This is a genomic window from Achromobacter sp. CSND-B12, assembly GCF_052906545.1.
Genome location: NZ_JBREGJ010000001.1, coordinates 4,131,446 through 4,157,917, shown reverse-complemented (window position 1 = coordinate 4,157,917; position 26,472 = coordinate 4,131,446). Strand labels below are relative to the sequence as shown.

The 26,472-nt window shown below is 65.9% G+C and carries 25 protein-coding genes; 15 read left to right on the top strand and 10 right to left on the bottom strand.

Translation table 11 applies throughout. From position 1 onward, the window contains the following. Nucleotides 1-119: 119 nt before the first annotated feature. The 8 genes from ACUTAG_RS19550 to ACUTAG_RS19515 all read right to left on the bottom strand — a co-directional run bounded on the left by ACUTAG_RS19550 (nucleotide 120) and on the right by ACUTAG_RS19515 (nucleotide 9,176). Nucleotides 120-959: a hypothetical protein gene (locus ACUTAG_RS19550; RefSeq protein WP_123767394.1), complete on the bottom strand. Its 840-nt coding sequence runs from the start codon at nucleotides 957-959 to the stop codon at nucleotides 120-122. A 253-nt stretch (nucleotides 960-1,212) separates the two neighbouring features. Then, nucleotides 1,213-1,452 (bottom strand): ATP-binding cassette domain-containing protein, encoded by a 240-nt coding sequence (locus ACUTAG_RS19545; protein ID WP_076472555.1) that lies wholly within the window; start codon nucleotides 1,450-1,452, stop codon nucleotides 1,213-1,215. Nucleotides 1,453-1,539: 87 nt separating this feature from the next. Continuing rightward, complete coding sequence (locus ACUTAG_RS19540; protein ID WP_127913772.1) at nucleotides 1,540-1,950, bottom strand: hypothetical protein; 411 nt, start codon at nucleotides 1,948-1,950, stop codon at nucleotides 1,540-1,542. 351 nt (nucleotides 1,951-2,301) lie between these two features. Continuing rightward, on the bottom strand, nucleotides 2,302-3,153 hold the full coding sequence (locus ACUTAG_RS19535) for a hypothetical protein (protein ID WP_446650281.1): 852 nt from the start codon (nucleotides 3,151-3,153) through the stop codon (nucleotides 2,302-2,304). A gap of 192 nt (nucleotides 3,154-3,345) precedes the next feature. Then, nucleotides 3,346-4,254, bottom strand: coding sequence for a LysR family transcriptional regulator (locus ACUTAG_RS19530; protein WP_104413914.1), 909 nt, complete (start codon nucleotides 4,252-4,254; stop codon nucleotides 3,346-3,348). Nucleotides 4,255-4,595: 341 nt separating this feature from the next. Next, on the bottom strand, nucleotides 4,596-6,026 hold the full coding sequence (locus ACUTAG_RS19525; RefSeq protein ID WP_148319123.1) for an efflux transporter outer membrane subunit: 1,431 nt from the start codon (nucleotides 6,024-6,026) through the stop codon (nucleotides 4,596-4,598). 5 nt (nucleotides 6,027-6,031) lie between these two features. After that, nucleotides 6,032-7,990, bottom strand: coding sequence for a MacB family efflux pump subunit (locus ACUTAG_RS19520; protein WP_006388929.1), 1,959 nt, complete (start codon nucleotides 7,988-7,990; stop codon nucleotides 6,032-6,034). Nucleotide 7,991: 1 nt separating this feature from the next. Beyond that, nucleotides 7,992-9,176: an efflux RND transporter periplasmic adaptor subunit gene (locus ACUTAG_RS19515; RefSeq protein WP_006388928.1), complete on the bottom strand. Its 1,185-nt coding sequence runs from the start codon at nucleotides 9,174-9,176 to the stop codon at nucleotides 7,992-7,994. 415 nt (nucleotides 9,177-9,591) lie between these two features. Here ACUTAG_RS19515 and ACUTAG_RS19510 point away from each other — a divergent pair, with 415 nt between their 5' ends. The 6 genes from ACUTAG_RS19510 (at nucleotide 9,592) to purU (ending at nucleotide 14,752) form a co-directional block, all read left to right on the top strand. Beyond that, nucleotides 9,592-10,800, top strand: coding sequence for an MFS transporter (locus tag ACUTAG_RS19510; RefSeq protein ID WP_102949893.1), 1,209 nt, complete (start codon nucleotides 9,592-9,594; stop codon nucleotides 10,798-10,800). Between the two features lie 2 nt (nucleotides 10,801-10,802). Further along, the gene (locus ACUTAG_RS19505) at nucleotides 10,803-11,456 is read left to right on the top strand and encodes a gamma-glutamylcyclotransferase (RefSeq protein ID WP_006388926.1); all 654 of its coding nucleotides are present in this window, start codon (nucleotides 10,803-10,805) and stop codon (nucleotides 11,454-11,456) included. Nucleotides 11,457-11,562: 106 nt separating this feature from the next. Further along, the gene (gene pdxH, locus ACUTAG_RS19500) at nucleotides 11,563-12,192 is read left to right on the top strand and encodes a pyridoxamine 5'-phosphate oxidase (RefSeq protein WP_006388925.1); all 630 of its coding nucleotides are present in this window, start codon (nucleotides 11,563-11,565) and stop codon (nucleotides 12,190-12,192) included. Between the two features lie 47 nt (nucleotides 12,193-12,239). After that, entirely contained in the window at nucleotides 12,240-12,764 is a 525-nt protein-coding gene (locus ACUTAG_RS19495; protein ID WP_006388924.1) for a flavin reductase family protein, read from the top strand. After that, nucleotides 12,761-13,894 (top strand): NAD(P)/FAD-dependent oxidoreductase, encoded by a 1,134-nt coding sequence (locus ACUTAG_RS19490; RefSeq protein ID WP_006388923.1) that lies wholly within the window; start codon nucleotides 12,761-12,763, stop codon nucleotides 13,892-13,894. Before ACUTAG_RS19495 ends, ACUTAG_RS19490 begins: the two co-directional genes overlap by 4 nt. 3 nt (nucleotides 13,895-13,897) lie before the next feature. After that, nucleotides 13,898-14,752 (top strand): formyltetrahydrofolate deformylase, encoded by an 855-nt coding sequence (gene purU, locus ACUTAG_RS19485; protein ID WP_006388922.1) that lies wholly within the window; start codon nucleotides 13,898-13,900, stop codon nucleotides 14,750-14,752. A gap of 28 nt (nucleotides 14,753-14,780) precedes the next feature. Here the strand turns inward: purU and ACUTAG_RS19480 are convergent, their stop codons facing one another. Further along, nucleotides 14,781-15,686: a LysR family transcriptional regulator gene (locus ACUTAG_RS19480; RefSeq protein WP_026384403.1), complete on the bottom strand. Its 906-nt coding sequence runs from the start codon at nucleotides 15,684-15,686 to the stop codon at nucleotides 14,781-14,783. Nucleotides 15,687-15,772: 86 nt separating this feature from the next. On the opposite strand from ACUTAG_RS19480, the gene ACUTAG_RS19475 reads away from it, so the two are divergent. Genes ACUTAG_RS19475 through ACUTAG_RS19450 form a run of 6 tightly spaced genes read left to right on the top strand, consistent with a single transcriptional unit; the run spans nucleotide 15,773 to nucleotide 21,269 of the window. Next, on the top strand, nucleotides 15,773-16,957 hold the full coding sequence (locus ACUTAG_RS19475) for an iron-containing alcohol dehydrogenase family protein (RefSeq protein ID WP_054507041.1): 1,185 nt from the start codon (nucleotides 15,773-15,775) through the stop codon (nucleotides 16,955-16,957). A gap of 57 nt (nucleotides 16,958-17,014) precedes the next feature. Beyond that, entirely contained in the window at nucleotides 17,015-17,890 is an 876-nt protein-coding gene (locus ACUTAG_RS19470) for a TauD/TfdA dioxygenase family protein (protein WP_049055537.1), read from the top strand. 23 nt (nucleotides 17,891-17,913) lie between these two features. Beyond that, a complete protein-coding gene (locus ACUTAG_RS19465; protein WP_446650280.1) occupies nucleotides 17,914-18,894 on the top strand; it encodes a Bug family tripartite tricarboxylate transporter substrate binding protein in 981 nt (326 codons plus the stop codon). 22 nt (nucleotides 18,895-18,916) lie between these two features. Continuing rightward, nucleotides 18,917-20,074, top strand: a complete 1,158-nt coding sequence (locus ACUTAG_RS19460; RefSeq protein ID WP_060721183.1) for an alpha-hydroxy acid oxidase — start codon at nucleotides 18,917-18,919, stop codon at nucleotides 20,072-20,074. Continuing rightward, entirely contained in the window at nucleotides 20,071-20,493 is a 423-nt protein-coding gene (locus ACUTAG_RS19455) for a nuclear transport factor 2 family protein (RefSeq protein WP_006388914.1), read from the top strand. Before ACUTAG_RS19460 ends, ACUTAG_RS19455 begins: the two co-directional genes overlap by 4 nt. A gap of 11 nt (nucleotides 20,494-20,504) precedes the next feature. Next, on the top strand, nucleotides 20,505-21,269 hold the full coding sequence (locus tag ACUTAG_RS19450) for a fumarylacetoacetate hydrolase family protein (protein ID WP_049054001.1): 765 nt from the start codon (nucleotides 20,505-20,507) through the stop codon (nucleotides 21,267-21,269). A gap of 41 nt (nucleotides 21,270-21,310) precedes the next feature. Here the strand turns inward: ACUTAG_RS19450 and ACUTAG_RS19445 are convergent, their stop codons facing one another. Then, the gene (locus ACUTAG_RS19445; protein WP_006388910.1) at nucleotides 21,311-22,201 is read right to left on the bottom strand and encodes a LysR family transcriptional regulator; all 891 of its coding nucleotides are present in this window, start codon (nucleotides 22,199-22,201) and stop codon (nucleotides 21,311-21,313) included. A 141-nt stretch (nucleotides 22,202-22,342) separates the two neighbouring features. Here ACUTAG_RS19445 and ACUTAG_RS19440 point away from each other — a divergent pair, with 141 nt between their 5' ends. Genes ACUTAG_RS19440 through ACUTAG_RS19430 form a run of 3 tightly spaced genes read left to right on the top strand, consistent with a single transcriptional unit; the run spans nucleotide 22,343 to nucleotide 26,224 of the window. Further along, entirely contained in the window at nucleotides 22,343-24,055 is a 1,713-nt protein-coding gene (locus tag ACUTAG_RS19440) for an acyl-CoA dehydrogenase family protein (RefSeq protein WP_173000790.1), read from the top strand. A 56-nt stretch (nucleotides 24,056-24,111) separates the two neighbouring features. After that, on the top strand, nucleotides 24,112-25,089 hold the full coding sequence (locus tag ACUTAG_RS19435; protein ID WP_054473632.1) for a Bug family tripartite tricarboxylate transporter substrate binding protein: 978 nt from the start codon (nucleotides 24,112-24,114) through the stop codon (nucleotides 25,087-25,089). A gap of 13 nt (nucleotides 25,090-25,102) precedes the next feature. After that, entirely contained in the window at nucleotides 25,103-26,224 is a 1,122-nt protein-coding gene (locus tag ACUTAG_RS19430; protein ID WP_054496842.1) for a CaiB/BaiF CoA transferase family protein, read from the top strand. Nucleotides 26,225-26,472: the final 248 nt, after the last annotated feature.

Below are 26,472 nucleotides of genomic sequence, written 5' to 3'. Positions count from 1 at the left end.
ACCGTCGCTACATCAAAGAGAAAAATCAGATTGAGTCACGATCATAAAAAAACCCGACGGAACGCATCGGGTTTTTTTCGGAAAGGCACATAAGAGCGTGCCACTCTGAAATTAATAATCTATACCGAGCGATTGGATGCCTTCGACGTATGACCCAATTTTCCATAAAGCAAATCCATCAGCAGGTATTGCCTGTCCCGTTCCATAGCATGCACTTTGTGCTGCAACACGCTTCGGGAAATTTCATCCTTTGTCTGCGTAGGCGTCCCAGCGTCTGATTCATCTGGTGGGACATACGTGATGGACGTAATACCATTAACGAACGGATTCCCGTGACCTCCCCACGGATCCATTGACTCTACCGCTTCACGATACTTGACACTCAATCCGAATCTGTAGGCGAAATCGTTCGGCTGAGACAAAATCACATGCCCCATTTTTTTATAGATATCCATTGCTGAACTGCCCTTTGCCTTCTCGGCGGCATACATGGCTTTCAATTCGGCATTGCACGCATCGGCTTGTCGTTTATCGATCATTTTACTTTCAGGAGTGATCGGAATTCTCGTAGTCGCGTAGTAATCCGGCCCCCCATAAATTGCGTCGCTGCAGTCACATGCGGCCCCATCGCCGAAGAAAGCCCAAGTCTCGAGCCGTTGATACCGTTCCTCCTCGGTATAGTTGTTAGCAAAGCGAGCCAACTCTTCAGGTGTCCAGGCCGTCAACAAGCTGAGGTCTGCATCCTTATCTTCCGACTCCTTATTTGACAGCGCCACCGCCTTATCAGACAGGGTCACGGCCTTCGATGCGGGGGGGCTTTCGATATATTTTTGCTTCGCAGAACCCATGACTTCGGTGAAGCGGGCCTCCCCATTCGCGTCCGTAGTGAACCGCGTGGACGAATAGTTGAATCCGAGCGGGCCGCTCGGACCTGACAGCGTTGAATTGGATACTTGCACAAGTAGCTCCTGATTGATTCAAGCCATTGATGCCATTGGCTGTTCTCCAAATGGGCGCAAGGGCAAGGAATTGGATCTTTCAATCTAGAACGGCGAGTGGCCCTTGACGTTGCCTTATAAGAAACGCGCCAGACCGAAAAGGTAACGTACGGGCACCCCACCCGAAGGCGGTACTCACTGCACACATGGGAGCAATTCGCCCGGCAATGGCTAGTCAACCTGATGAGGTTTTTCTGTTGCCGGGAGTTGCCCCCTAGCGGGGTTTCCCAGGTAGGAACCGGTCCGCCGAAAGCCGGTCGAGCAAGCCCAGGATATTGAGCAAGGTGCTCTTGCCGGAACCGGACGCTCCAAGCAGCGTGCAGGTTTCGCCAGGATGGATTTCGAGCGTCGCGTCCCGTAGCACGGATACGGATTGGCTGCTCATGCGATAGGCATGGCTGACATGTGTGATTTGAACGAGCGGATGGCCCGACGACGCCTCTTTGCTCTGCATCGGTCACGATGTCCAGAATCAGCTTATATATTTCGGATGGCAATTTATTTTCAAATCGAAAACAAATCGCCATCCATTGCTGTTTTCTCAGTCGTTGTAATAAACCACCATCGTGGCAAGGATATAGCGAGGATATGGCCCAAGCCCTGTTCCAGTATATTTCACATGGAAAGGCTTATCGGCGAGTTTGCCATTAAAATACTGCGATATCTGCCCGTTGTTGGATAAAGGAATGCAATCAAACGGACCGTTATAGCAAACCTGCATAGATACGCTTGCCTGGCTACTATCCTGAAGCTGAACTTGCACACCCTTGATTGTTTTCCCCACCGGCGAAACAAGGAAATTGCTGGGTTGATACACAACCGTGGCGGTTCCTCCTCTTCTCGACACATAGTCGCCACTCTTATAGGTGGACCACACATAATCACCGGCAAACGCGCTGCCGGAGAAAAAAAGCGAAGTAATAACCAATGCACGCAGCAATGGGGTTTTCATGACATCTCTCCAGGGCTAGGTATGAAACTACGCATCAATCAGCGATTGATGCCCCCCCTTAGATGACTTGCTTTCAGCTTGACAACATACGGGGTGGACAGGTTGACAACCTGCACATCAATTTGAACGCAGCAACGGCGTCGTTTATTGCTATTTTGGGAACACGCGTTACCGTATCGGTCAGAAAAATATGGTTTTGCCCCTAGCCATAAAAAGCTATGGTCAGCCCGATCCCCACGAAGCGCTACGCCTAGCGGGGTTCTGTCTGACCATCTTTATTAGGCCCGGCGAATCCAATATGCCGACGCCTTTCCGAAAATGCGACATGCGCATTTTTCGGAGAAACCTGATTTACGCCTGGCGACCTGTGGGTTTCGACTTATGGTTCACTTTCCCATACAACAGGTCCATCAACTGATGCTGCCTGTCTCGCTCCATATCATGTACTTTCTGTTGCAGCGTGTTGTGCGAAAACCCATCTTTCATTTTTTTCAACATCGCGACATTCGATTCGTCTGAAGCGGCGTGACTAAGGGTAGAAAAATCACCGCGCTGCCGTTCGACCGGGTTAGCACGTCCCCCCAATTGCATGGACTCCACCCTCTCGCGAAACGTGACACTGAATCCGAACCTATAAGCAAAATCATCCGGTTGGGACAGAATCAATTTTCCGATCTTCTTGTAGATATCCAGCGCTGAGCTGCCTTTGTTCCTTTCGGCCTTATACATCGATTTCAACTGCGCAACGAACGTATCTGACTGCCGCCTGTCGACAATTTCACTTTCTGGGGTAACCGGAATCTTCGTGGTCGCATAGTAAATCTGACCACCATCTTCAGTGAGCTCACTGCAATCGCACCCCGGTGAATATTGACTGTTAAAAACCATAATATCCAGTTCCTCGAGCCGCTCGCTTTCCGTATAGTTCCTGGTGAACCGCGCCAGCTCAGCCGGTGTCCAGCACGCCAACAAGCTGAGATCTGCATCCTCATCTTCGGTCTCCTGGCTTGACAGCGCCACCGCCTTATCAGACAGGGTCACGGCCTTCGATGCGGGGAGGCTTTCGATATATTTTTGCTTCGCAGAACCCATGACTTCGGTGAAGCGGGCTTCCCCATTCGCGTCCGTAGTGAACCGCGTCGACGAATAGTTGAAACCGAGCGGGCCGCTCGGACCTGACAGCGTTGAATTGGATACTTGCACAAGCAGCTCCTGATTGATTCCAGCAATTGACACCCCTGACTTCTTTTCCAAAAGCGCCACAAAGACAGGGAATTGGATCTTTCAATCTAGAACGGCGAAAGGCCTATCACGTTGCCTTATGGGCAACGTGATAGGCCCAAAAGGTAACGTGGGGATGTGATCGAGCCGGGCTCACGCGCCGATAGTGGCCGTTTACCGCGCGCGGGAAGGTGGAGAGGTGTCTTCGCGCATGGCAATCACCCGCTCAACGAAGCGCGTCACGCTCTGGCGCGCGACACGGGTTGAGCGCAGGAGCCAAGTCGTCAACGCCGCCGGCTCGGCCAGCGGGCGGCTGAGGATGCCGAGTTCCCAGTTTGAAAGGGCCTGGGAAGCGCCCACCAGTGCGAGGCCGACGCCAGCGGCCACCATCGAAAGCATGAGATAGGTCGACTGCACCTGCGCCGCCACGAGAGGTTGGGCCGAACCCTTACTGATCAAGCGGTCGATTTGCTGGCGGCATCCCTCGCAATACTTGGGATCGCCAAGTACCAGGGGATGCCTGAGAACCTCGCTCAAGGGAATCACTTCCATCGCCAGCAGCGGGTGGCCGGTGGGGAGGACCACATGGATCGGGTCTTGCCAGGCTCGTTCAGCCACGATGCCGCGGCCCACGTGGTCGGATGGCGCGAAACCCAGGTCGTAAAGGCCTTGGTCCAGGCCTGCGAGCTGCTGGGCGAACGGCACCTCCGAAAAATGGATGACCACGCGCGGCTCGTCCGCGCGGCAACCGGCCATCAACGTGGCCAGTCGCGTCGGGTTCATTCCTTCTGACAGGGCAATATGTAGCGCGCCGCGATTGCCAACGGCCACGCCTAGGACGCTGTCGCGTGCATGGCCGATTGCACTGAATATGGCCGGGATGTGTTCCCGTAGCGCCTCCCCCTCCGGCGTGAGCAGGGTGCCCCGGTTGGACCGCACAAAAAGAGACACTCCCAAGGTGGTTTCCAGCGATTGAATCGCCCGAGATAACGGCGAGATTTCAATATGCAGCCGTTCGGCGGCGCGGCGATAGTTCAACTCGTCGGCCAACACAGCGAAGTACTTCAGCAGTCGCAAGTTCATTCTGAGTATTTCGGTGACGGTGATCGTACGTTGCGGTGAACGTGATCAGTCTGGCGGGGTATTGCGCGGTCAATAGATTGTAGCGACGGCCTTCATGATTCAGCGTCGGCTGACGCTGCTTTCCGTCTTCTATTGCATCAGGTGAAACCGTCCGAATCTGACGGCATAGGCGACGATTCGGGAACAGGCCGAAGCGCTGCGGGTCAGCTTGCGAACTGTCCGAGCCAATATCGAAGTTGACGCTGCCCGGAGGGTCGAACGCGATCGGATTTCAGCGCTGGCGCCGGCGATATCGCGCGCCGACGCCGGGGCTTTTTCAACGCGCTATGGGCGCGATCCGCTCATCGGCCGTCCACCGCGCCAGCAGCACCGGCCATGACGACGGCATCGTCCCCTCCCAGCGCCTGATAGACCTTCACCTGATTCACCAACCGATTCAGGGCATTCTCGTCCCGCGCGATCTCGGCTGCGCGCCGTTTCTCTTGCGCATCCAGCCAGAACCGCAACGAGACCGAACCGGCTCGGTAGCGCACCTCGTACAGGCGCTCCGCCTCGCGCGCCGCCTTCAGCGAGGCGTCCAACTGCTCCGCCTGCAGGCGCAACTGCGTCCGGTTCGACAACGCGTTTTCCACATCCGCCATCGCCTGGTACAAGGCCTGCCGGAAGCTCACCACCCGTTCGTCGAAATCCGCGCGCGAGACCTTCAGGTTCAGGTTCAGGCGGTTGAATTGCAGGAACGGCAGCGTCAGCGCCCCCGTCAGCGTGCCCACGGGGTTCTGCAGCACATTCGACAGCGTCGGGCTGGAGCTGCCCAGCGCGCCGGTCAGGTTCAGCGTCGGGTAGAAACTGGCGCGGGCCGCGTCGATGTTCGACAGCGACTCCCGCAGGCGCAGTTCGGCGGCGCGCAGGTCGGGACGGCGGCCCAGCAGTTCGGCCGGCACGCCTTCGCGCGCCTGCGGCAGCGGGTACTGCGGCAGGCGTTGCGGGTCGGCCATGACGCGGTCGGGCGGACCGTCGAACAGGATCGCCAGCGCGTTCACGTATTCCACGCGCTGCTGCACCAGCAGCGCATGCGCCGCCTGCTGGCTGGCCACGGTCTGCTCGGCCTCGGCCACTTCCAGCGCCGAGGCGCCGCCGGCGGCATATTGCGCGCGCACCAGTTCCTGCGTCTTGCGGGCGTAGGCGATGCTCTCCAGGCTGCTGGCGATGCGCTGGTTGATGAAGGCCGTCTGCCAATACAGCGTGGCGGTGGTGCCCACCAGCGACAGCGCGGAGCTTTGGCGGTCCTGCTCGCTGGCGAGCGCTTCCCACTCGGCGGCGTCGAGCTGGCGCGACAGCTTGCCCCACAGGTCGACCTCGTAGCCGATCGACAGTTCGGCGCTGTTGGTGCGCGTGATTTCGCGTTCGCCGCGCAGGTTGCGCGCGCGCGTCACGTTGCCGGTGCCGGACAGTTGCGGGATCAGTTGGTCCTGCGCCAGCCCGGCCTGCAATTGCGCGCGGCGCACGCGGATGGCGGCGGCGGCCAGGTCGTTGTTGCGCGCCAGCGCGCCATCGACCAGGCCGTCCAGCACCGGGTCGTTGAAATTGCGCCACCAGGCGCCGCCAGCGGCCAGCGCGTTGGCGGGCGCGTCGGCGCCCGCGCCGTGGCGCCAGGCGGCCGGAGACTGCGTCCGCGGCGTTTCGTATTCGCTCTTGAGCAGGCCGCCGCAGCCGGTCAGGGCCAGCGCCAGGGCCAGGGCGGCGGGTTTGCGGATCAGGGAAACAGCTTTCATCGTTCTCATTCCCGGGCCAGGGCCTCGACGGGATCCAGGCGCGCCGCGTTGCGCGCCGGGAGATAACCAAACAGCACACCGATCAGGGTCGAGCAGGTGAATGCCGCCACCATCGACGCGGTGGAATAGATCATGCGGAAGGAGCCGCCGGTCGCTTTCGAGACCAGCACGCCCAGGCCCAGCGACAGCGCGATGCCCACGGCGCCGCCGATCAGGCAGACCAGCACGGCTTCGATCAGGAACTGCTGCATGATGTCGCTGCGCCGCGCGCCCACCGCCATGCGCACGCCGATCTCACGGGTACGCTCGGTCACCGACACCAGCATGATGTTCATGACGCCGATACCGCCCACCATCAGCGAGATCAGCGCGATCAGCGATACCAGCAGCGTCATGGTGGCCGTGGTGCGCTCGATGGTCTTGCGGATCGCGTCGGTGTTGAACACGAAGAAATCCTTCACCACGTGGCGCCGCAGCAGCACCTTGGTGATGGCCTGCTCGGCCGCCGCCGGCGGCGCGGCGTCGTTGACGCGCACGGTGATGCTTTTGAGGTGCTGCTGCCCCAGCACGCGCGACAGCGCCGTGGTGTAGGGAATCCACACGTTCAAGGTTTCGTTGTTGCCGAACACCGTGTCGTTCTTCTTGGTGACGCCGATCACCCGCGCCGGCATCGACCCCAGGAACACCACCTGACCGATCGGGTCGGTGTGCGAACCGAACAGGGTCTTGCGGGTGCTCTCGTCGATCACCACTTCCTGGGCGCGCCGCGCCACGCTGGTGGCGTCGAAGAACTTGCCTTGCGCCAGCTTGACCGCGCGCACCCGGAAGTACTGCTCGCCCACGCCCTGGATCGAGCCATTCACCGCCACGTTGCGATAGCGCAGCGTGTTGCTGGTGGAAACCTCGGGCGTGACGCTGTCCACGTAGGACTCGCGTGACAGGGCCTCGGCATCGGCCGGCACCAGGGTGCGGATGGTCAGGGCCTTTTCGTCGCCGAAGTCCTTGCCGGGAAACACTTCGACGGTATTGGTGCCGATCTCGCTGATGTCTTCCAGGATCTTCTGGCGCGAGCCCTCGCCCAGCGCCACCACCGACACCACGGCGGCGATGCCGATGATGATGCCCAGCATGGTCAGCGAGGTGCGCAGGCGGTGCGCGTTCATGGCCAGCAGCGCCATGCGCAACGCCTCGCCGCAGCGGTCCAGGTAGGCCTGCCAGGCCGGCCGCGGCGGCAGCGGCGCCGCCTCCTCGCGCACGACCTCGATGCGCGGCGCGTCGGGGTTGCGCCGGTCCGAGACGATCTCGCCGTCGCTGATCTCGATGATGCGCTGCGCGTGCCGCGCCACGTTCATGTCGTGGGTGACCAGGATGATGGTGTGGCCGGCGGCGTTCAGTTCCTCCAGGATGCGCAGCACTTCCTGGCCGGTGTGCGTGTCCAGCGCGCCGGTCGGCTCGTCGGCCAGGATGATGTCGCCGCCATTCATCAGCGCGCGGGCGATGCTCACGCGCTGCTGCTGGCCGCCGGACAGTTGGCCCGGGCGGTGGCCGGTGCGTTCGCCCAGCCCCAGGCGCTCGAGCAGGTCGGCGGCGCGTTCCAGCCGGGCCTCGCGGCGCTTGCCGGCGTAGACGGCCGGCACTTCGACGTTGCCCTGCGCCGTCAGGTCGGACAGCAGGTGGTAGCGCTGGAAGATGAAGCCGAAATGCTCGCGCCGCAATTCGGCCAGTTCGTCCGGATCCAGTTCGCCCGTGCTGCGGCCGCTGACGCGGTAGTCGCCGCTGGTGGCGCGGTCCAGGCAGCCCAGGATGTTCATCAGGGTCGACTTGCCCGAACCGGACGCGCCGACGATGGCCACCATTTCCCCGGCCTCGATGGTCAGGTTGATGTCCTTGAGAACGGCGATGGTCTGCTCGCCAGCGGGGAATTCGCGCCGGACGCCGGACAGCGAAATCAACGGTTCGGCCATATCAGCGTCCCGCCGCGGCGGCCACCGGCGCGGCGTCGGCCGACACCACGCGCTCGCCCACCTCCAGGCCTTCCAGCACCTGCGCCTGCACGTTGTTGTTCATGCCGATCTTGACCTTGCGGGTCTCGGTCTGGTTGTCCTTGCCGACCACCCGCACCTCGTAGCGCCCGTCCTCGCCGCGCTTGCCCAAGGCCGAGGCCGGCACCACCACGGCGTCGCGCGCCTCGCCCAGCACGATGGAAACCTGCGCGGTCATGGAGATGCGCAGCTTCTCGTCCGGGTTGGGCACGTCGAACAGCCCGTTGTAATAGACGGCCGCGCTGGTGGATGTGGAGCTGGACGAGGTCAGCGACGTGGCGGCGTCGTCCTTCTGGATCGAATCCGGCGCCGGCTCCACCGCGCGCAGCGTGGCGTGATAGCGGTGGTCCGGCTCGCCCAGGATGGTGAAGTACACGGGCAGGCCCGGCTTGACGCGGGTCACGTCGGCCTCGGAGATTTGCGCCTTGATGGTCATGGTGGCCACCTGGGCCACCTTGATGATGGTGGGCGCACTCTGGATCGCGTTGACGGTCTGGCCTTCCTTGGTCACCACCGCCACCACCACGCCGTCGATCGGCGACACGATACGGGTGTAGCCCAGGTTGACCTTGGCCTTGTCGACCTCGATTTCGGCCTGGACGATCTGGGCGTCGAGCGCGGCGATATCGGCCCGGGTCACGCCCAGCGTGGCCTCGGCCGATTCAAAGGCCTCGCGCGAACTGGCATCGGCCGCCAGCATCTGGCGCTGCCGGCGGAAAGCCAGCTCGGCCTGCTTCAGGGTGGCGACCTTGGCGGCGCGCTCGGCGCGGCGTGTCTGCAGGGCGGCCTGGGTATTGCGCAGTTCGTTCTGCTGCGTCAGGTCGTCGATCTCGGCGACCAGTTGGCCGCGCGTCACGCGGTCACCCAACGCCACCTTCAGCGACTTCAACTGACCGGTGGCCTGCGCGCCGACACTGACGCGCTCGATGGCGTCCATGGTGCCGCTGGCCAGCACACTGTCTTCGAGATTGCCGCGAACGACCTCGGCCACGGCGAAGGTGGGCGGCGGCGGCGATGAGAAAAAGGCGGCGCGGACGCCAAAGGCGATGATCAGGAGAACGACGGCGATCAGGACGTAACGCTGGACTTTGCTACGAGGCTTTTTCATTGAACCAGTTCGGAGGAGGCGGCGGAGGCATCGTCCACCACTCGAATAACTCGATACGGATCGGGCCGGCTGTACGTACCCATACTGCCCGCTCATCCTAAACGGGGGGCTGCGTCAAAGCATGGCCAATCTGTGGCGAAAGGGTGAAAAACGGTAAAGCACCCGGCATTGGGTCGTGGGCAGGCAATATTGTTCCGTTGCACGAACGATACATCTGTTGCGGCGCATTAGCGTTTCCATTCTATGGAACCTTGCCGGCAACGTGATGCCATCTTGCCGCATCCCCATCTCAGTTGGACCATAGATGGCGCCTATCTTGTCACCATTGGCAATCGAGAATTGCGGCGGCGCAAAAAATCCACGTCTCGACATAGGGCGACGATAGGGACAGAATGAATGCAGTTAAGCCGTATCCGTGTCCAATTCGCCCCCTCCCCCCTCTTCACACAGCGCCGCCCCGGAGTTTTCCGGGGCGGCGCTGTTGTGCCTGCTGGCCATGTTGAACCATGTGGCGCTGACAGGGGGACGGATCACCGTATCCCTGACGGCGCTGCAAATGGGGCTGTCGACCTTCAAGGTGGGCACCCTGGTGGCGGTGTTCGCGGTTTTGCCGATGCTGTTCTCGGTGCGCGCCGGACGCTGGGTGGACCGCGTCGGCATCGTCCGGCCGCTGGTCACCGGCACCACGCTGGTGGCGGTTGGCACGGCCTTGCCGTTCCTGTCGCAGACCCAGTTCGCGCTGCTGGTGGCGTCCTGTTGCATCGGCATCGGCTTCATGCTGCACCAAGTGGCCACGCAGGACCTGTTGGGCCACGCCGAGCCGGCCCAGCGGCTGCGCAATTTCTCGCTGATGTCGCTGGCGCTGGCGGGCTCGGGCTTCTCGGGACCGCTGATCGCCGGCCTGGCGATCGACCATCTGGGCACCCGGCTGGCCTTCGGCCTGCTGACGCTCGGTCCGCTACTGTCGGCCGGCGGCCTGTATGCGCTGCGGCACCAATTGAAGGCGGTGGATTCGCAGCTGGCCGGCACCAAGGAAGCGCAGCGCCGCCGCGTGACGGAACTGCTGGCGGTGCCGGCGCTGCGCCGCATCCTGATGGTCAACACCATCCTGTCGGGCGCCTGGGACACGCACTTGTTCGTGGTGCCGATCTTCGGTGTCGCCATCGGCCTGTCCGCCACCACCATCGGCGTCATTCTCGCGTCCTTCGCGGCGGCAACGTTCATCATCCGCCTGGTACTGCCCCTGATCCAGCGCCGGGTGCGGTCCTGGACACTGGTGCGGGTGGCCATGGCCACCGCCGCCATCGATTTCATGCTTTATCCGCTGTTCACCGACGTTGGCGTCCTGATCGTGCTGTCCTTCATCCTGGGGCTTGCGCTGGGTTGCTGCCAACCGAGTATGCTTTCATTGCTGCACCAGCATTCGCCGCCGGGCCGCGCCGCCGAAGCCGTGGGGTTGCGGATGGCGCTGATCAACGGCTCCCAGGTTTCCCTGCCGCTGACCTTCGGCGCGCTGGGCGCGGTCATTGGCGTCGCCCCGCTGTTCTGGGCCTATTCCGTGGCCCTGATGGCTGGCGGCTGGGCCAATCGCAACCCCCCGCTCGAATCTGACCGGAAACCGTAGTCGTGAACATGCAGTCTTCTCCTCCCGTGGCCGGCGCCAGCCTGCCTTTTCGCCTGTGGACCCCCGAAGAGCGGCAGGCATCGCTGCAGGCGGCCTTGCAGCATTGGCGGGACGGGGAAGACGTCTGGGTATATGGGTACGGATCACTGATCTGGCGCCCCGACTTCGACTTCGAGGAACGCCGCCTGGCCACCCTGCGCGGCCATCACCGCGCGCTGTGCCTGTGGTCGCGGGTCAACCGCGGCACGCCGGAATGCCCCGGCCTGGTGTTTGGGCTGGACCGTGGCGGCTCCTGCCGCGGCGTGGTCTACCGCCTGGCCGGCAACCAGGTGCCGACCTATTTCCCCGCCCTGTGGGACCGCGAGATGTCCACCGGCGCCTACCTGCCCCGCTGGATCAATTGCAGCACCGAGGCCGGCCCGGTCCGCGCCCTGGTCTTCATCATGAACCGGGACAACCCGGCCTACATCCGCGCCCTGCCCGAGGCCGAGCTGCTGGCCATCGTGCGCCGCGCCGCCGGCCGCTATGGCCCCTGCACCGACTACGTGGTGCAGACCGCCCAGGCCCTGCGCGCCGCCGGCATCCACGATGCCCGCCTGGACGCCATCGCCCGGCGCCTGGAACAGGACAGCCACGCGCTGCCCGAAGGCGCCTGAGGCGCCCCCGGCGCAAAAACTTGCCCGGGCCCTGCGCGGGGTCAATGAGGGGAGCGTTTCTTCGGCGGTATAAACTGCTTGTTATCAACGCTGAATCAAACGTCCCATGTCTGTCTCCGATCTGCGTCAAAGCTACGAAAAGAACGTGCTGCTGGAAAGCGACGCCGCCGCGTCCCCGTTCGAGCAGTTCACCCGCTGGTTCGACGAGGCCCTGGCCGCCAAGGTGCCCGAGCCCAACGCCATGACCCTGGCCACGGTCGACGCCAACGGCCAGCCCAGTGCCCGCATCGTCCTGATCAAGGGCTTCGACGAGCAGGGTTTCACGTTCTTCACCAATTACGAGTCGCGCAAGGGCACCGACCTGCTGGCCGAGCCGCGCGCTTGCCTGCTGTTCTTCTGGCAGCCGCTCGAGCGCCAGGTGCGCATCGAGGGCGTGGTGGAAAAAGTGCCGGCCGAAGAGTCGGACGCCTACTACCACAGCCGCCCGGCCGGTTCGCGCATCGGCGCCTGGGCCTCGCGCCAGAGCCAGCCCATCACCCGCGCCGAACTCGAAGCCCGCGAGCAGGAGTTCCGCGCCCGCTACGGCGACCAGCCGCCGCGCCCGCCGCACTGGGGCGGCTACCGCCTCAAGCCCACCGCGATGGAATTCTGGCAAGGCCGGCCCTCGCGCCTGCACGACCGCCTGCGCTACGTCGCCGACGGCCAGGGCTGGAAGATCGAACGCCTGTCGCCCTGACGCCGCCGGGCGCCGCTCCCGCGGCGCCCGCCCCATCTATCAATTGCATGCCAGCCTCCTCCCCTGATTTCGACGCAGCCTTCTTCCGCACCGCACTCGGCCGCTACGCCACCGGCGTCACGGTCGTGACCACCGCCGACCTCGATGGCGCCCCCATCGGCCTGACGGTCAGCTCGTTCAACTCGGTGTCCCTGAATCCGCCGCTGGTGCTGTGGAGCCTGTCGCGCAATTCCTCGTCGCTGGCCGCCTTCGAGCAGTGCCAGCGCTACGTGGTCAATGTATTGAGCGCCGACCAGATCGCGCTGGCGCGGCGCTTCGCCACCGGCAAAACGCCGGACCGCTATGCCGGCCTGACCGTGCACCACGCGCCCGGCGGCACGCCGATGCTGGACGGCCATTGCGCCGCCTGGTTCGAATGCCACAACCGCAGCCGCTATGTCGAGGGAGATCACGTCATCATGGTGGGAGAAGTCGAACGATGCGGACATAGCGGCGAGCCGCCGCTGGTCTTCCACGCCGGCGGTTTCGACCTGACGCCCGCCGGCGCCCGTGCAGAGGGCAGGAAGTCATGAGCGCCGACATCGATTGCGTCGTCATCGGCGCAGGCGTGGTCGGCCTGGCCATCGCCCGCGCCCTGGCCCAGTCGGGCCGCGAGGTGCTGGTGGCCGAGGCCACCGAGGCCATCGGCACCGGCACCAGCTCGCGCAATTCCGAAGTGATCCACGCCGGCATCTATTACCCCGCGGGCAGCCTCAAGGCCCGCCTGTGCGTGCGCGGCAAGCACCTGCTGTACGCCTATTGCGCCGAACGCGGCATTCCGCACAAGCGGCTGGGCAAGCTGATCGTGGCCACCAGCACCGAGCAGGCCGCGCAGCTCGAAGGCATCGCGCAGCGCGCCCGCGCCAACGGCGTGGACGATCTGCAGTTCATTTCCGGCGAAGACGCCATGCGGCTGGAACCGGCGCTGCGCTGCACGGCGGCGCTGGTGTCGCCGTCCACCGGCATCGTCGACAGCCACGCGTTGATGCTGGCCTACCAGGGCGATGCCGAGAACGCTGGCGCCCAGTGCGTGTTCCACACCCCGCTGGTGTCCGGCCGGGTGCGCCCCGAAGGCGGCTTCGACCTGCAGTTCGGCGGCGACGAGGCCATGAGCCTGAGCTGCAACGTGCTGATCAATTCCGCCGGCCTGCAGGCCCCGGCGCTGGCGCGCCGCATCGAAGGCGTGCCGGCCGCCAGCATCCCCACCGACTACCTGTGCAAGGGCAGCTATTTCACGCTGTCCGGCCGCGCGCCGTTCTCGCGCCTGATCTACCCCGTGCCGCAACACGCCGGCCTGGGCGTGCACCTGACGCTCGACATGGGCGGCCAGGCCAAGTTCGGCCCCGACACCGAATGGGTCGGCACCGAGGACTACACCATCGACCCGGCCCGCGCCGAGGTCTTCTACGCCGCCGTGCGCAGCTACTGGCCGGCCCTGCCGGACGACGCCCTGGCGCCTGGCTATACCGGCATCCGCCCCAAGATCTCCGGTCCGCACGAGCCGGCCGCCGATTTCGTCATCGCCGGCCCGGCCACGCATGGCGTGTCCGGCCTGGTGAACCTGTTTGGCATAGAATCGCCCGGACTGACTTCCAGCCTGGCGCTGGCGGAAGAAACCCTGGCGCGCCTGGCCGACGACGCTTCCTCTCCTTCCTTTCCCTGAACAATGCAGCACAACGACTACATCCTGACCCTGTCCTGCCCCGACCGCACCGGCATCGTCTTCCGCGTCAGCGGCCTGTTGTTCGAATCGGGTTGCAACATCCTCGATTCGCAGCAGTTTGGCGACGAGGAGACCGGCCGCTTCTTCCTGCGGGTGCACTTCGACCTGCCGGCCGGCGCGGCTCCGGACGCGCTGCGCGCCCGCCTGGACGAGATGGCGGCCGAGTACGGCATGGAGTTGCAGCTGCATGACGCCCGCCGCAAGGAACGCCTGCTGATCATGGTCAGCAAGCAGGGCCATTGCCTGAACGACCTGCTGTTCCGCGTGCACAGCGGCCAGCTGCATGCCGAAGTGGCCGCCATCGTCTCGAACCACAACGACTACGCCAGCCTGGCCGCGTCCTATGGCATCCCGTTCCACCACCTGCCCGTCACGCCCGACACCAAGGCCGAACAGGAACGCCAGGTGCTGGCGCTGGTGGACCGCTACGAGATCGACCTGGTGGTGCTGGCGCGCTACATGCAGATCCTGTCGGCCGACATGTGCCGCGCGCTGAACGGCCGCGCCATCAACATCCACCACAGCTTCCTGCCCAGCTTCAAGGGCGCCCGCCCGTACCACCAGGCGCATGCGCGCGGCGTGAAGATCATCGGCGCCACCGCCCACTTCGTCACCTCGGACCTGGACGAAGGCCCGATCATCGACCAGGACATCGAGCGCGTCGACCACACCATGACGGCGCAGGACCTGACCCAGGTCGGCAGCGACATCGAATCGCTGGTGCTGTCGCGCGCCGTGCGCAGCCACGTCGAGCACCGCATCCTGCTGAACCGCAACAAGACCGTGGTGTTCCGCTAGGACAGCACCGGCATCCGCTGGCGCGCGCTCAGCGCTTCCAGTCGGCGTCCTTGAACCAGTTGCGCAGGTGTTCCACGACCAGCCTGACCTTGTCGGGCTGGTTGCGGCGGGTCTGCACGACCGCATGGATGTCCAGCCCCTGCGGCTCGTAGCCCGGCAGCAGCACTTCCAGCGCGCCATCGGCAATGTCCTGTTCGACCATGTAGCGCGGGTGCATCGACACCCCGCCGCCGCGCTTGGTCATGTTCATCAGCGCTTCCCCCAGGTTCGAATTGAACGAGCCCGCCACCCGCACCACGTGGGTGTTCGACTGGGCGTCGGTGAAGCTCCATTGCCCGGTGGGCGCCTTCAGGTTGTGCACCAGGCAGTTGTGCCGTTCCAGGTCCTGCGGCTTCCCGGGCCGACCGTGGCGGGCCAGATAGTCGCGCGTCGCCACCACCACTTGCGGCACCAGCGTGATCTTGTAGGCGATCTGGTTGGAATCCTTCAACCTCGGCGCGATGCGCACGGACAGGTCCAGATTTTCGGCGATCAGGTCGCCACGGCCGTCATCGATCAGCAGCGACACCTTGATCGCGGGATAGCGCGCCAGGAAGTCCTGGATCGCCGGCACCATGTGCACGGTGCCGAACGACGGCGGCGTGCCGATGCGGATGCGGCCGCTGGCGGTCAGCACCGGCCCCTGCACCAGCTCCTTCAGGTTCATCAGGCTCAGCGCCAGCGTATCGGCGTTTTCCAGCAGCAGGCGGCCGCTCTCGGTCAGGCTGACGTGCTTGGTATTGCGGTTGAGCAGTTGCACTTCGAAGTGCGCTTCGAGCCAGGCGATCTTCTTGGTGACCGCCGAGCGGCTCGACGCCAGGCTTTCCGCCGCCTTGGAGAAACTCAGGCTCTTGCCGACTTCGACGAAGACTTCCAGGCAATCGATGACGTTCATTTCCAACTCGTGTGTTTCCAAAAAGGAAAAAACGATTTCCTTTTTTGGTGATTTTTCAGGGCGATCGGTCTCTCTATACTGGCCGCATGAGCCAAGAACGTCCCCCCACTGCCGCCGCCAGCGCCGCCGCTTTCGACTACCACCTGTTCGGCACCCATGTGTGTTTCGGTGATGGCGTATCGGCCTTGATATTAAAGGAACTGGACGCGCTAGGCTGTTTCCGGCCGGCGATTCTGGCACAGGAGGCGATGGCGCGATCCGCCGCTTTCGAGACCCTGTCCGCCTGTTGGAGCGGACTCGATCACCTGCGGCTTCCGGCAGTCCCGCGGCACTCCAGTGTCGATTTTGTGGAAACAATGGCCGAAAAAGTGCGGACATTCGGCGCGGACAGCCTGATCGCCATCGGCGGCGGCAGCGTGGCCGACAGCGCCAAGGCCCTGGCGCTGCTGCTGGCCGAAGGCGGCCGGCTGGCCGACCACGTCACCACCTTCGAACCGCCCGCCACGGTGCGCATTCCGCGCCGTGTCCGACCGCAGCTGCCGATCATCGGCATCCCCACGACCGCCTCGGGCGCGGAAACCACGTCGTCGTTCGGCGTGCGCCGGCAAGACGGCCACAAGCTGATGTTCTGGAACCGCAGGGTGGCCGCGGCGACCCTGCTGATCGATCCGCGCCTGAGCGCGGGCCAACCCGTCGCGCTGCTGCGCGACAGCGCCATGAACGGCATCGCCCACGCGCTGGAGGCCCTGTATTCGCGGGGACGATCGCCCGTGTCCGATTGCATCGCCGTGCAGGCGCTCCGGCTGTTCGACAGCGCCCTCGACGGCGACAGCCTCGCCGCTGGCGACGCGCGCGGCGCGATCCTGCAAGCGGCGCATCTGGCCGGGCTGGCCCTGTCGATGGCGCGCAGCTGCCTGCATCACGCCATCTGCCATGTCGTGGCGTCGCGCCAGCGGTTGTCGCACGGCGCGGTCAACAGCGTGATCCTGCCGCATGCGCTGGCGTTCAACGAAGCGGCAGCGGCCGACGCGCTGCGGCCGGCGCTCGACGCAATCAACCAGCGGGCGCGCCGGCCGCACGTCACGCTGTCGGCCTGGGTGCGGGACATCCAGCGGCGCCACGCCATGCCCGCGCGGCTGTCGGAACTTGGCGTGGCACGCGAGGCGCTCGGCGCCATGGCCCGCGACGTCCTGACCGAACGAGGGCTGGCGCTCAATCCCCGGCCGGTATCCGAAGCCGAGGCCTCAGGAATTCTGCAGGCCGCTTTCTAGCCCTGGCATCCCCGCAAGGCCGTCCCTGGCCTTGCCCATCCCGAAAACGGAGAGATCATGAAAATCGTTGCTGGCGAAGGCCCGTTGGGCGCCCGCATCCTGGATATCGACCTGGCCCGCCCCCTGGCCGACGCCGACTATCGCGCCATCGAGGCGGCGCTGGGCCGGCATGGCGTGGTCAGCTTCCCGAAACAGGCGCTGGAGGCGCGGCACCTGAAGGCGTTCGCCGAGCGCTTCGGCACGCTGGAAGTGAACGTCGCCAACATGTACTTCGAGCCCGGCCTGCCGGAAGTGATGATCCTGTCGAACATGGTGGAGAACGGCAAGCCGGTGGGCCTGAGCGACGCCGGCCAGGACTGGCACACCGACATGTCCTACAGCCGAACCATCGCCTTCAGCAACGTGTTGTACGGCATCCGCATCCCGATGCGCGACGGCAAGTCGCTGGGCAACACCGAGTTCTGCAACATGCACGCCGCCTATGACGACCTGCCGCAGGCATTGAAGGACGAGCTGGACGGCATGACCATCACCCACGACTTCAACAAGTTCTGGGAAATGATGCGGCGGGAAAAAGGCAGCACCCGGCCCCCGTTGACCGAGGAGCAGAAGCGCCGCAAGCCACCGGTGTCGCACCCCGTTTTCCTGACGCATCCGATCACGGGCCGCAAGGTGCTGTACGCCAACCCCGGCTATTCCGTCAGGATCAACGAATTGCCCGAGGCGCGCAGCGCCGAGGTGCTGGACTTCCTGTTCAGGCACCAGCTGCAGGAGAAGTACCGCTATCGCCACCAGTGGCAGGAAGGCGATGTGCTGATGTGGGACAACATGGGGACCATCCATAACGCCGTGGCCGACTACCGGCCGGACGAGCCGCGCCTGATCAAGCGCTGCCAGGTCATGGCGGACCGGTACTTCCCCGACCAATACTGATACCAACACAAGGAGGAGACATCATGAACACAAAAAAATGGACCAAGCTGCTGTGCGCCGCGCTGATCGGCGCGGGCGTTGCCGCGCCCGCCCGGGCCGACGACTACCCGTCGCGGCCGATCCGCATGGAAGTCGGCTACGCCGCCGGCGGGCCGACCGACGTGATCGCGCGCATTCTCGCCAAGCGCATGTCCGAGAGCCTGAATACCTCGATCGTGGTGGAGAACAAGCCGGGGGCCAGCGCGTCCATCGCCGCCAACGACGTGATGCGCGCCGAACCCGACGGCTACAAGGTGCTGGTGACCTCGCTCACGCTGAACGTGAATCCGTTGCTGTACCCCGAGCGCTACAACTATGACGCGGTCAAGGATTTCACGCCCGTCGGCAACTTCGCCAAGCTGCCCATGGTGGTGGTGACCAGCTATGGCTCGCCCTACAAGACCATGCAGGAGCTGGTGGCCGCGGCCAAGGCCAGTCCGGACAAGCTCACCTTCGGCTCGTCGGGCATCGGCGGGTCGGCGCACCTGACGGCCGAGATGCTGGCCAACATGACCGGCGCGCGCATGATGCACGTGCCCTTCAAGGGCAACGGTCCGGCCCTGCAGGAAATGCTGGCGGGCCGCATTTCGTTCATGTTCTATCCCAGCGTCGGCATCGCCAACTACGTGGCGCAGAAGCAATTGCGCGTGCTGGCCATCGGCACGCGCGAGCCGCAGCCCGACTTCCCCGGCGTGCCGACGCTCGAAAGCCTGGGCTATCCCGGCTTCGACGAAGCCGCCACCTGGGTGGGCATGCTGGCGCCGCCCGCCACGCCCAAGGCCATCGTCGACAAGCTGAACCGGGCCGCCAACGAGGCCCTGGCCGATCCGGCGGTGCGGCAACAGCTCGCCTCGCTCGGCGCCCTGGCCGACGGCGGCACGCCGCAACAGTTCAGCCAATTCCTGGTGCAGGACCGCAAGCGCTGGGCCGACGTGATCAAGAAAGGCAATGTCAAAGGCGAATGATGGTCCATCGGAGCAGCATGCAATGACCGCCCGGCTGGACGATTGCTATTCCATCGAGCGCCTGCGGCTCGCGGCCCGGGCGCGCCTGCCGCGGCCGGTGTTCGACTTCTTCGACGGCGGCGCCGAGGACGAGATCACGCTGCGCGAGAACGCCGGCGCGTTCCAGCGCCTGCGACTGGCGCCGCGGGTGCTGCGCGATGTCTCGCGGGTGGATGCCACGGCGATGCTTGTCGGCGCCCCCGCCGCCCTGCCCTGCGCCATCGCGCCCACCGGCGCGGTGGGCTTCGGCTGGCGCGGCGGCGACGTGGCGCTGGCGCGCGCCGCCGCCCAGGCCGGCATTCCCTACACCCTGTCCACGTCCGCCACCGCGTCGATCGAGGAGATCGCCGACCGGGCGCCCGGACGGCTCTGGTTCCAGGCCTACATCCTGCAGGACAAGGCCCGGCTCGCCGACCTGATCCGGCGCGCCGGGGCCGCCGGCTACGAGGCGCTGATGATCACGGTGGATCTGCCAGTGGGCGGCAAGCGCGAACGCGACCTGGCGCACGGCCTGGCGTTTCCCATGAAGATCAACCCGCGCAACTTCTTCCAGTTCGCGCGCAAGCCCGCCTGGTCGCTGGACATGCTGCTGCGGCGGCCGCCGGCCATGCCCAGCCTGGCGGGGCTGGCGCGGGTCGCCACGGACCGCAAGGCCATGAAATCCGTCGCCGGCCGCAACTACGATCCGGCGTTCAAGCTCGACGACCTGGCGCGGCTGCGCGAAGACTGGCAGGGCAAGCTCATCGTCAAGGGCGTGGTCAATGCCCTGGACGTGGACGCCATCGTCGCTATCGGCGCCGACGCGCTGGTCGTCTCCAACCACGGCGGGCGGCAGCTCGACACCGGCATCGCGACGCTGGCCGCCTTGCCGGAAGTGATCGCCGCCGCACGCGGCCGGGTGCCGGTGCTGCTGGACGGCGGCGTGCGGCGCGGCAGCGACATCTTCAAGGCGCTGGCGCTGGGCGCGGCCGGTGTGTTGACCGGCCGCGCCACGCTCTACGGCGTGCTGGCGGGCGGTCACCCCGGCGCCTGCAAGGCGCTGGAGATATTGCGCGACGAGCTGGCGCGCACCATGCAACTGTGCGGCGCGGAGACGCTGGCCGCCATCGATGAAACCATGCTGAGGATGACATCCCCATGAGCGACACCCTGTCCCTCTGCCACAACCAGGTCATGGCGTTCTTTCGCGACCTGGATGAAAGCCGCTACGACGACCTGGTGCGGCGCCTCGCTCCCGACGGCGTCTGGCTGCGCCAGGGCCAGACGCTGGCGGGCCGCGACGCCGTGCTGGCGGCGCTGGCGCGCCGCTCCGCGACCCAGCGCATCCATCACCTGATCTGCAACCTGGCGGCGCATGCCTGGAGCGCGGACCACTGCGCGCTGCGCGGCTACATGCTGGTGGTGCGGCATGACAGCGGCAGCCCGCTGTCCGGCCCGGCGCCGCTGGCGGGCGTGGACACCATCCGCACCCTGCGCGTCGAACTGGCGCGCCGCGACGGCGAATGGCTCATCGCCCGCATGACCAATGACGAACCCAGTTTTTCCGCCCAGGCGGCCTGAAGGAACCCACCATGAAATGGATACGCTGCACCCACGACGGCGAAACGTTCTACGGCATCCTCGATGACGACCGCATCACGCCGGTGCGCGGCGACCCGTTCAACGGCCATGAAAAGCGCAACGAATCGCTGCGCCTGGCCGACGTGCGGATCGAAGTGCCGGTGATCCCGCCGACCTTCTATTGCGTCGGCCTGAACTATGTCCAGCACATCGGCACCGAGGGCAAGAACATTCCCACCCAGCCCGACGTCGGCTACCGCGCCAACAACGCGCTGCTGGCGCATGGACAGGACGTGCTGATGCCGGCCGACGCCAACCGCGTGCACTACGAGGGCGAACTGGTGGTGGTGATCGGCAAGCGCATGAAGCACGTGCGGCCCGACGAGGTGCGCGCCGGCATCCTCGGCTACACCATCGGCAACGACGTCAGCGCGCGCGATTGGCAGGCCTCCGACCGCACTTTCTGGCGCTCCAAGAACACCGACACCTTCAAGCCGATGGGGCCCTGGATCGAGACCGACCCGGACCTGGCGCGCATGGAGACGGTGGTCAGCGTCAACGGCCGCGAGAGCACCCGCTTCGGCACCGGCGACATGCTGTTCGGCGTGGATACCTTCATCAGCACGATGAGCCGCTACCTCACCTTGCAGCCCGGCGACATCCTGTGGATGGGCACCGACGGCCATTCGCCCGACCTGCGCGACGGCGACGTAGTCGACGTGACGCTGACGGGTTTGGGCACGCTCACCAACCGCTTCGCTCGGCTGCCGGACTGATTTCAGGCGGGCCGGTCAGGTGACAACACCCGGACGCCCGTTCAGCCCGCGGGGAACTGGCGCTCGACCAGCGCCAGCGCCTTTTCCTGCAGCGGCGACCGGCCCTCTTGCGGCCAGATCACCTGGCTGACCGAGCGCGCCTGGTGCTCGAACGCGATGAACCGGGTGCCCGCCAGGCCGCTGCGCGACAGGCACGACGGCACGATCGACACGCCCAGGCCCTGCGACACCAGCGAAGCCACGCTGAGCCAGTGGCGCACCTCGTGGCGGACCACGGGCATGAAGCCCGCCCCCACGCACAGCGACAGCACAGTCTCGTAATAGCTCGGCGAGGCGGCGCGGGCGAAGAACACGAAATCATCGCCGGCCAGGTCCGCCAACGCCAACGAACGCCGCCCGGCCAGCGCATGGCTTTGCGGCAGGCACACCACGAAGGGTTCGGCCAACAGATCGCGCGCCGCCACGCCGGCCGGCACCGGGTTGGCATGGATGAAGCCCAGGTCCTGTTCGCCGCGCCGCACCGCCTCGATCTGGTCGTGCGAATTCAATTCGGTCAGCACGTGCTCGACGTCCGGCAGTTCGGCCCGCATGGACTCCAGCAGCGCCGGCAGGCCGCGGTACAGCATCGACCCCACGAAGCCGATGCGCAAGCGGCCGCGCAGGCCGGCGTCGACCCGCTGCACCAGCATGCGCACGTCCTCGGCCTGGCGCAGCAGCGTCAGGGCCTCGCGGTACAGCACCTGGCCGGCGGCGGTCAGTTCGACGTGGCGGCTGGTGCGCGCCAGCAGGCGCGCGCCGACGTTGTCCTCGAGCTGGCGGATGGCGTAGCTCAAGGGCGGCTGGGAAATGTGCAGGCGCGCGGCGGCGCGGCTGAAATGGCGTTCTTCGGCCACGGCGATGAAATAGCGCAACAAGCGCGGATCCAGGTCCATCGGTCTCCTCCCGGGGCGCGCCTGCCGGCGGCACCCGAGATTCATATTTTTATTGGATAGGTCTACACAAAAACGGTATTTGTATAGATTAATCCATCATCGCACCATGCCGGAAACTCCCCTTTTGCGCAGGATGCCGCCATGGATACCCCCGCCCAGCCCCCCGTCGCCCCCACCCGCGCCACCGCCACGCCCGTCCCGGACGCGCGCGGCCTGAACCTGTTCCGCGCCGATCCGTACGCCGCGCCCCTGGCCCGGCGCTATCTGCCCGCGGCGCTGCACGCGCACCTGCTGCCGCACCTGGACCGCCTGGGCGAACTGGCGGGCGGCGTGATGGACGAACTGGCGGCCACCGCCGACAAGCATCCGCCCACCCTGTCGGTGCGCAGCCGCGCCGGCGCCGACGAGTCACGCATCGACAAGCATCCCGCCTATGTCGAGCTGGAACGCCTGGCCTACAGCGAATTCGGCCTGGCGGCGCTGTCGCATCGCGGCGGCGTGCTGGGCTGGCCCGAGCCGATGCCCGCCGCCGCCAAGTACGCGCTCAGCCACCTGTTCGTACAGGCTGAATTCGGCCTGTGCTGCCCGGTCAGCATGACCGACTCGCTGGCGCGCACGCTGCGCAAGTTCGGCGACCCGGCGCTGGTCGAACGGGTGCTGCCGCAGGTCACCAGCCAGGATTTCGATGCCCTGCGCCAGGGCGCCATGTTCATGACCGAACAGGGCGCCGGCTCGGACGTCAGCGCCACCGAGGTCACGGCCACGCGCCAGGACGACGGCAGCTGGCGCATCCACGGCGACAAGTGGTTCTGCTCCAACCCCGACGCCGGCTTCGCCATGGTGCTGGCGCGCAGCGAAAGCGAGCCCGGCCTGAAGGGCGTGTCGCTGTTCCTGCTGCCGCGCGACCTGGCCGACGGCACGCACAACCACTACCGCATCCTGCGCCTGAAGGACAAGCTCGGCACCCGTTCCATGGCCAGCGGCGAAATCCGCCTGGAAGGCGCGGTGGCGTGGCTGGTGGGCGAGCGCGGCAAGGGCTTCAAGCACATGGCCGACATGATCAACAACTCGCGCCTGTCCAACGGCATGCGGGCGGCCGGCCTGATGCGCCGCGCCGTCACCGAGGCCACCTACGTCTCGCAACACCGCCGCGCGTTCGGCAAGCGCCTGATCGACATGCCGCTGATGCAGCGCCAGCTGGTGAAGATGACGGTATGGGCCGAACAAGCCCGCAGCGTCATGTTCCAGACCGCCCGCGCCCTGGCCGACGCCGACCAGGGCCGGGGCGATCCGGCGCTGGCGCGCATCCTGACGCCGCTGATCAAGTTCCGCGCCTGCCGCGATGCGCGCAAGGTCACCGGCGACGCCATGGAAGTGCGCGGCGGCTGCGGCTACATCGAGGAATGGACCGAGCCGCGCCTGGTGCGCGACGCGCACCTGGGCTCGATCTGGGAAGGCACCAGCAACATCGTGGCGCTGGACGTGCTGCGCGCCATCAGGAAAGAGGGCTCGCTGCCCGCGCTGCGCCGGCATGTCGACCAGTTGCTGGCCGAAGGCCTGCCCTGCCCGCCGGCGCTCGCCGCCACCCAGGCCGACGCGCTGGAACGGACCTATGCGCTGGCCGAACATGCCGCGCAGGGCGACCACGCCGAACTGGCGCGGCAGGCCGCCTCGCTGCTGTACCACGCGGTATCGATGGCGGCGCTGCGCTGGGAAGCCGCCGGCGACGGCCTGGCCAGCCGCGCCCTGCTGGCCGACCAGGTGCTGCAACATCGCCTGGCCCCGCGCGACCCGTACGCGATTCCCGCCGACGAAAGCGCCGCCTGCCGCGGCATCCTGCAACACGCGCTGTAGCCTGGCGCACCACGACGCCGGCGGCACAGCCGGCGCGTCCACCACTGGAGACAACCATGAAACGCCTGTTCACCCCTTTGCTGCTGGCGGTCGCCGCCATCGCCGCCGCGCCCGCCGCGCTGGCCGCCGACGCCTATCCGTCGCGGCCGGTCACGCTGGTGGTGCCGTTCCCGCCCGGCGGCCCGACCGACGCCCTGGCGCGCCGCCTGGCCGAAAAGCTCAAGCAGCCGCTGGGCCAGACCGTCATCGTCGAGAACCGCGCCGGCGCCGGCGGCAACATCGGCTCCGAATACGTGGCCACGGCCAAGCCGGACGGCTACACCATCCTGTTCGGCACCTCCGGGCCGCTGGCCATCAACGTCAGCCTGTACAAGAACCAGGGCTACAACCCCGAGACCAGCTTCGCCCCCATCATCCGCATCGGCCACCTGCCCAACATCCTGGTAGTGAACCCCTCGGTGCCGGCCACCAACGCGCAGGAACTGATCGCCTACGCCAAAAAGAACCCGGACAAGCTCAGCTACGCCTCGTCCGGCAACGGCGCGTCGTCGCACCTGGCCGGCATCCTGTTCAACCAGATGGCCGGCACGCGCATCATGCACATTCCCTACAAGGGCACCGGGCCGGCGCTCAACGACCTGCTGGGCGGCCAGGTGTCGATGTCGTTCACCGACATCCTGACGGCGCTGCCGTACATCAAGGCCGGCAAGCTGCGCGCCATCGGCCTGGCCAGCGCGCAGCGCTCCGAGGCCCTGCCCGACCTGCCGACGCTGTCCGAACAAGGGCTGTCCGGCTACGACGTCAGCGTGTTCTTCGGCATCGTCGCGCCCAAGGCCACGCCGGCCGAGACCGTGGCCAGGCTGAACCAGGCATTCCAGGCCGCGCTTTCCGATCCCGCGATCGAACAGACCCTGCGCAACCAGGGCATCGTGCGCGCCCAGGACCAGACGCCGCAGGGGCTGTCCCGCTTCATCACGACCGAAGTGCCCAAGTGGCGCACGCTCATCAAGAGCGCCAACGTTTCCATCGACTGACCGCAGAGGCTTCATGGCTCCCAAGCTCCCCGACGCCGGCGCCCTGGCCGGCTGCAAAGTGATCGACCTGTCGCGCGTGCTGGGCGGTCCTTACTGCACCCAGATCCTGGCCGACCACGGCGCCGACGTGCTCAAGATCGAACCGCCGGGCGGCGACGAAACGCGCGGCTGGGGTCCGCCGTTCCTGGGCGATACCGCGTCGTACTTCGTCGGCGTCAACCGCAACAAGCGCGGCATGACGCTGGACCTGTCGCAGGCGGCCGGCCAGGAGCTGCTGCGCCACCTGCTGGCCGATGCCGACGTGCTGGTCGAGAACTTCAAGCCCGGCACGCTGGAGAAGTGGGGGCTGGGCTACGACACCTTGAAAGAACGCTTCCCGAAACTGATCCACTGCCGCGTCAGCGGCTTCGGCGCCGACGGCCCGCTGGGCGGCCTGCCCGGCTATGACGCCTGCGCGCAGGCCATGTGCGGGCTGATGAGCGTGAACGGCGAAGCCGACGGCGACGCCACCCGCGTCGGCCTGCCGGTGGTGGACATGGTGACGGGCCTGAACGCGGCGGTGGCGATCCTGCTGGCGCTGAACGAGCGCGCGCGCAGCGGGCTGGGCCAGTTCCTCGACATCACGCTGTACGACTGCGCGCTGTCGCTGCTGCATCCGCACGCGCCCAATTACTTCTACAGCGGCAAGACGCCGGGCCGCAGCGGCAACGCGCATCCCAACATCGCGCCCTACGAGACCCTGCCCACCGCCAGCGGCCCGATCTTCCTGGCGGTCGGCAACAACCGCCAGTTCGCGCAGCTGGCGCAAGTGCTGGAAGCGCCAGCGCTGGCCGCGGACCCGCGCTATGCCGCCAACGCCGACCGGCTGGCGCATCGCCAGGCCCTGCGCGACGACCTCTCCGCCCTGCTCGCGCATCACGAGGCGGCGGCCCTGGCCGACCGCCTGCTGCGCGCCGGCGTGCCGGCCGCGGCCGTGCAGACGGTGGACCAGGCGCTGGCGCATCCGCACACGCGCCATCGCGGCATGGTGCTGGAACAGGGCGACTATCGCGGCGTCGGCTCGCCCATCAAACTGTCGCGCACGCCCGCCACGCTGCGCCGCCTGCCGCCCGATCTGGAGCCGCCCCAGCCATAGCGGCCGCGGCATCAGCGCTCGCTCCATGCGCCGCCCTGCCCGCCTTGCGCGGGCCTTTTCATGCCTGCCTAACCAGGAGCCGCGCCGGCGATTGCCGCCATTCCCTACACCCGCTTGCATGTCTTGCATGCACAGACAATTCGTTGCATGACTGTTGCATTGCCCGCCTCCCGGCCGATTTAGACTTTTCCCATCACACCGGCCCGCCCTTCATGGCGGGCACCGAGGGAGCGATGCGCGGCGATACC

What these genes read in the sequence shown, in the direction of transcription:
- ACUTAG_RS19460 (WP_060721183.1), top strand. Translation starts at nt 18,917, where the DNA reads ATGACCGCCCGGCTGGACGATTGCTATTCCATCGAGCGCCTGCGGCTC.
- ACUTAG_RS19540 (WP_127913772.1), bottom strand. Translation starts at nt 1,950, where the DNA reads ATGAAAACCCCATTGCTGCGTGCATTGGTTATTACTTCGCTTTTTTTC.
- ACUTAG_RS19490 (WP_006388923.1), top strand. Translation starts at nt 12,761, where the DNA reads ATGAGCGCCGACATCGATTGCGTCGTCATCGGCGCAGGCGTGGTCGGC.
- ACUTAG_RS19520 (WP_006388929.1), bottom strand. Translation starts at nt 7,990, where the DNA reads ATGGCCGAACCGTTGATTTCGCTGTCCGGCGTCCGGCGCGAATTCCCC.
- ACUTAG_RS19445 (WP_006388910.1), bottom strand. Translation starts at nt 22,201, where the DNA reads ATGGACCTGGATCCGCGCTTGTTGCGCTATTTCATCGCCGTGGCCGAA.
- ACUTAG_RS19525 (WP_148319123.1), bottom strand. Translation starts at nt 6,026, where the DNA reads ATGAAAGCTGTTTCCCTGATCCGCAAACCCGCCGCCCTGGCCCTGGCG.
- ACUTAG_RS19495 (WP_006388924.1), top strand. Translation starts at nt 12,240, where the DNA reads ATGCCAGCCTCCTCCCCTGATTTCGACGCAGCCTTCTTCCGCACCGCA.
- ACUTAG_RS19440 (WP_173000790.1), top strand. Translation starts at nt 22,343, where the DNA reads ATGGATACCCCCGCCCAGCCCCCCGTCGCCCCCACCCGCGCCACCGCC.
- ACUTAG_RS19530 (WP_104413914.1), bottom strand. Translation starts at nt 4,254, where the DNA reads ATGAACTTGCGACTGCTGAAGTACTTCGCTGTGTTGGCCGACGAGTTG.
- ACUTAG_RS19450 (WP_049054001.1), top strand. Translation starts at nt 20,505, where the DNA reads ATGAAATGGATACGCTGCACCCACGACGGCGAAACGTTCTACGGCATC.
- ACUTAG_RS19435 (WP_054473632.1), top strand. Translation starts at nt 24,112, where the DNA reads ATGAAACGCCTGTTCACCCCTTTGCTGCTGGCGGTCGCCGCCATCGCC.
- ACUTAG_RS19545 (WP_076472555.1), bottom strand. Translation starts at nt 1,452, where the DNA reads ATGCAGAGCAAAGAGGCGTCGTCGGGCCATCCGCTCGTTCAAATCACA.
- ACUTAG_RS19455 (WP_006388914.1), top strand. Translation starts at nt 20,071, where the DNA reads ATGAGCGACACCCTGTCCCTCTGCCACAACCAGGTCATGGCGTTCTTT.
- ACUTAG_RS19470 (WP_049055537.1), top strand. Translation starts at nt 17,015, where the DNA reads ATGAAAATCGTTGCTGGCGAAGGCCCGTTGGGCGCCCGCATCCTGGAT.
- ACUTAG_RS19480 (WP_026384403.1), bottom strand. Translation starts at nt 15,686, where the DNA reads ATGAACGTCATCGATTGCCTGGAAGTCTTCGTCGAAGTCGGCAAGAGC.
- ACUTAG_RS19430 (WP_054496842.1), top strand. Translation starts at nt 25,103, where the DNA reads ATGGCTCCCAAGCTCCCCGACGCCGGCGCCCTGGCCGGCTGCAAAGTG.
- purU (WP_006388922.1), top strand. Translation starts at nt 13,898, where the DNA reads ATGCAGCACAACGACTACATCCTGACCCTGTCCTGCCCCGACCGCACC.
- ACUTAG_RS19465 (WP_446650280.1), top strand. Translation starts at nt 17,914, where the DNA reads ATGAACACAAAAAAATGGACCAAGCTGCTGTGCGCCGCGCTGATCGGC.
- pdxH (WP_006388925.1), top strand. Translation starts at nt 11,563, where the DNA reads ATGTCTGTCTCCGATCTGCGTCAAAGCTACGAAAAGAACGTGCTGCTG.
- ACUTAG_RS19515 (WP_006388928.1), bottom strand. Translation starts at nt 9,176, where the DNA reads ATGAAAAAGCCTCGTAGCAAAGTCCAGCGTTACGTCCTGATCGCCGTC.
- ACUTAG_RS19475 (WP_054507041.1), top strand. Translation starts at nt 15,773, where the DNA reads ATGAGCCAAGAACGTCCCCCCACTGCCGCCGCCAGCGCCGCCGCTTTC.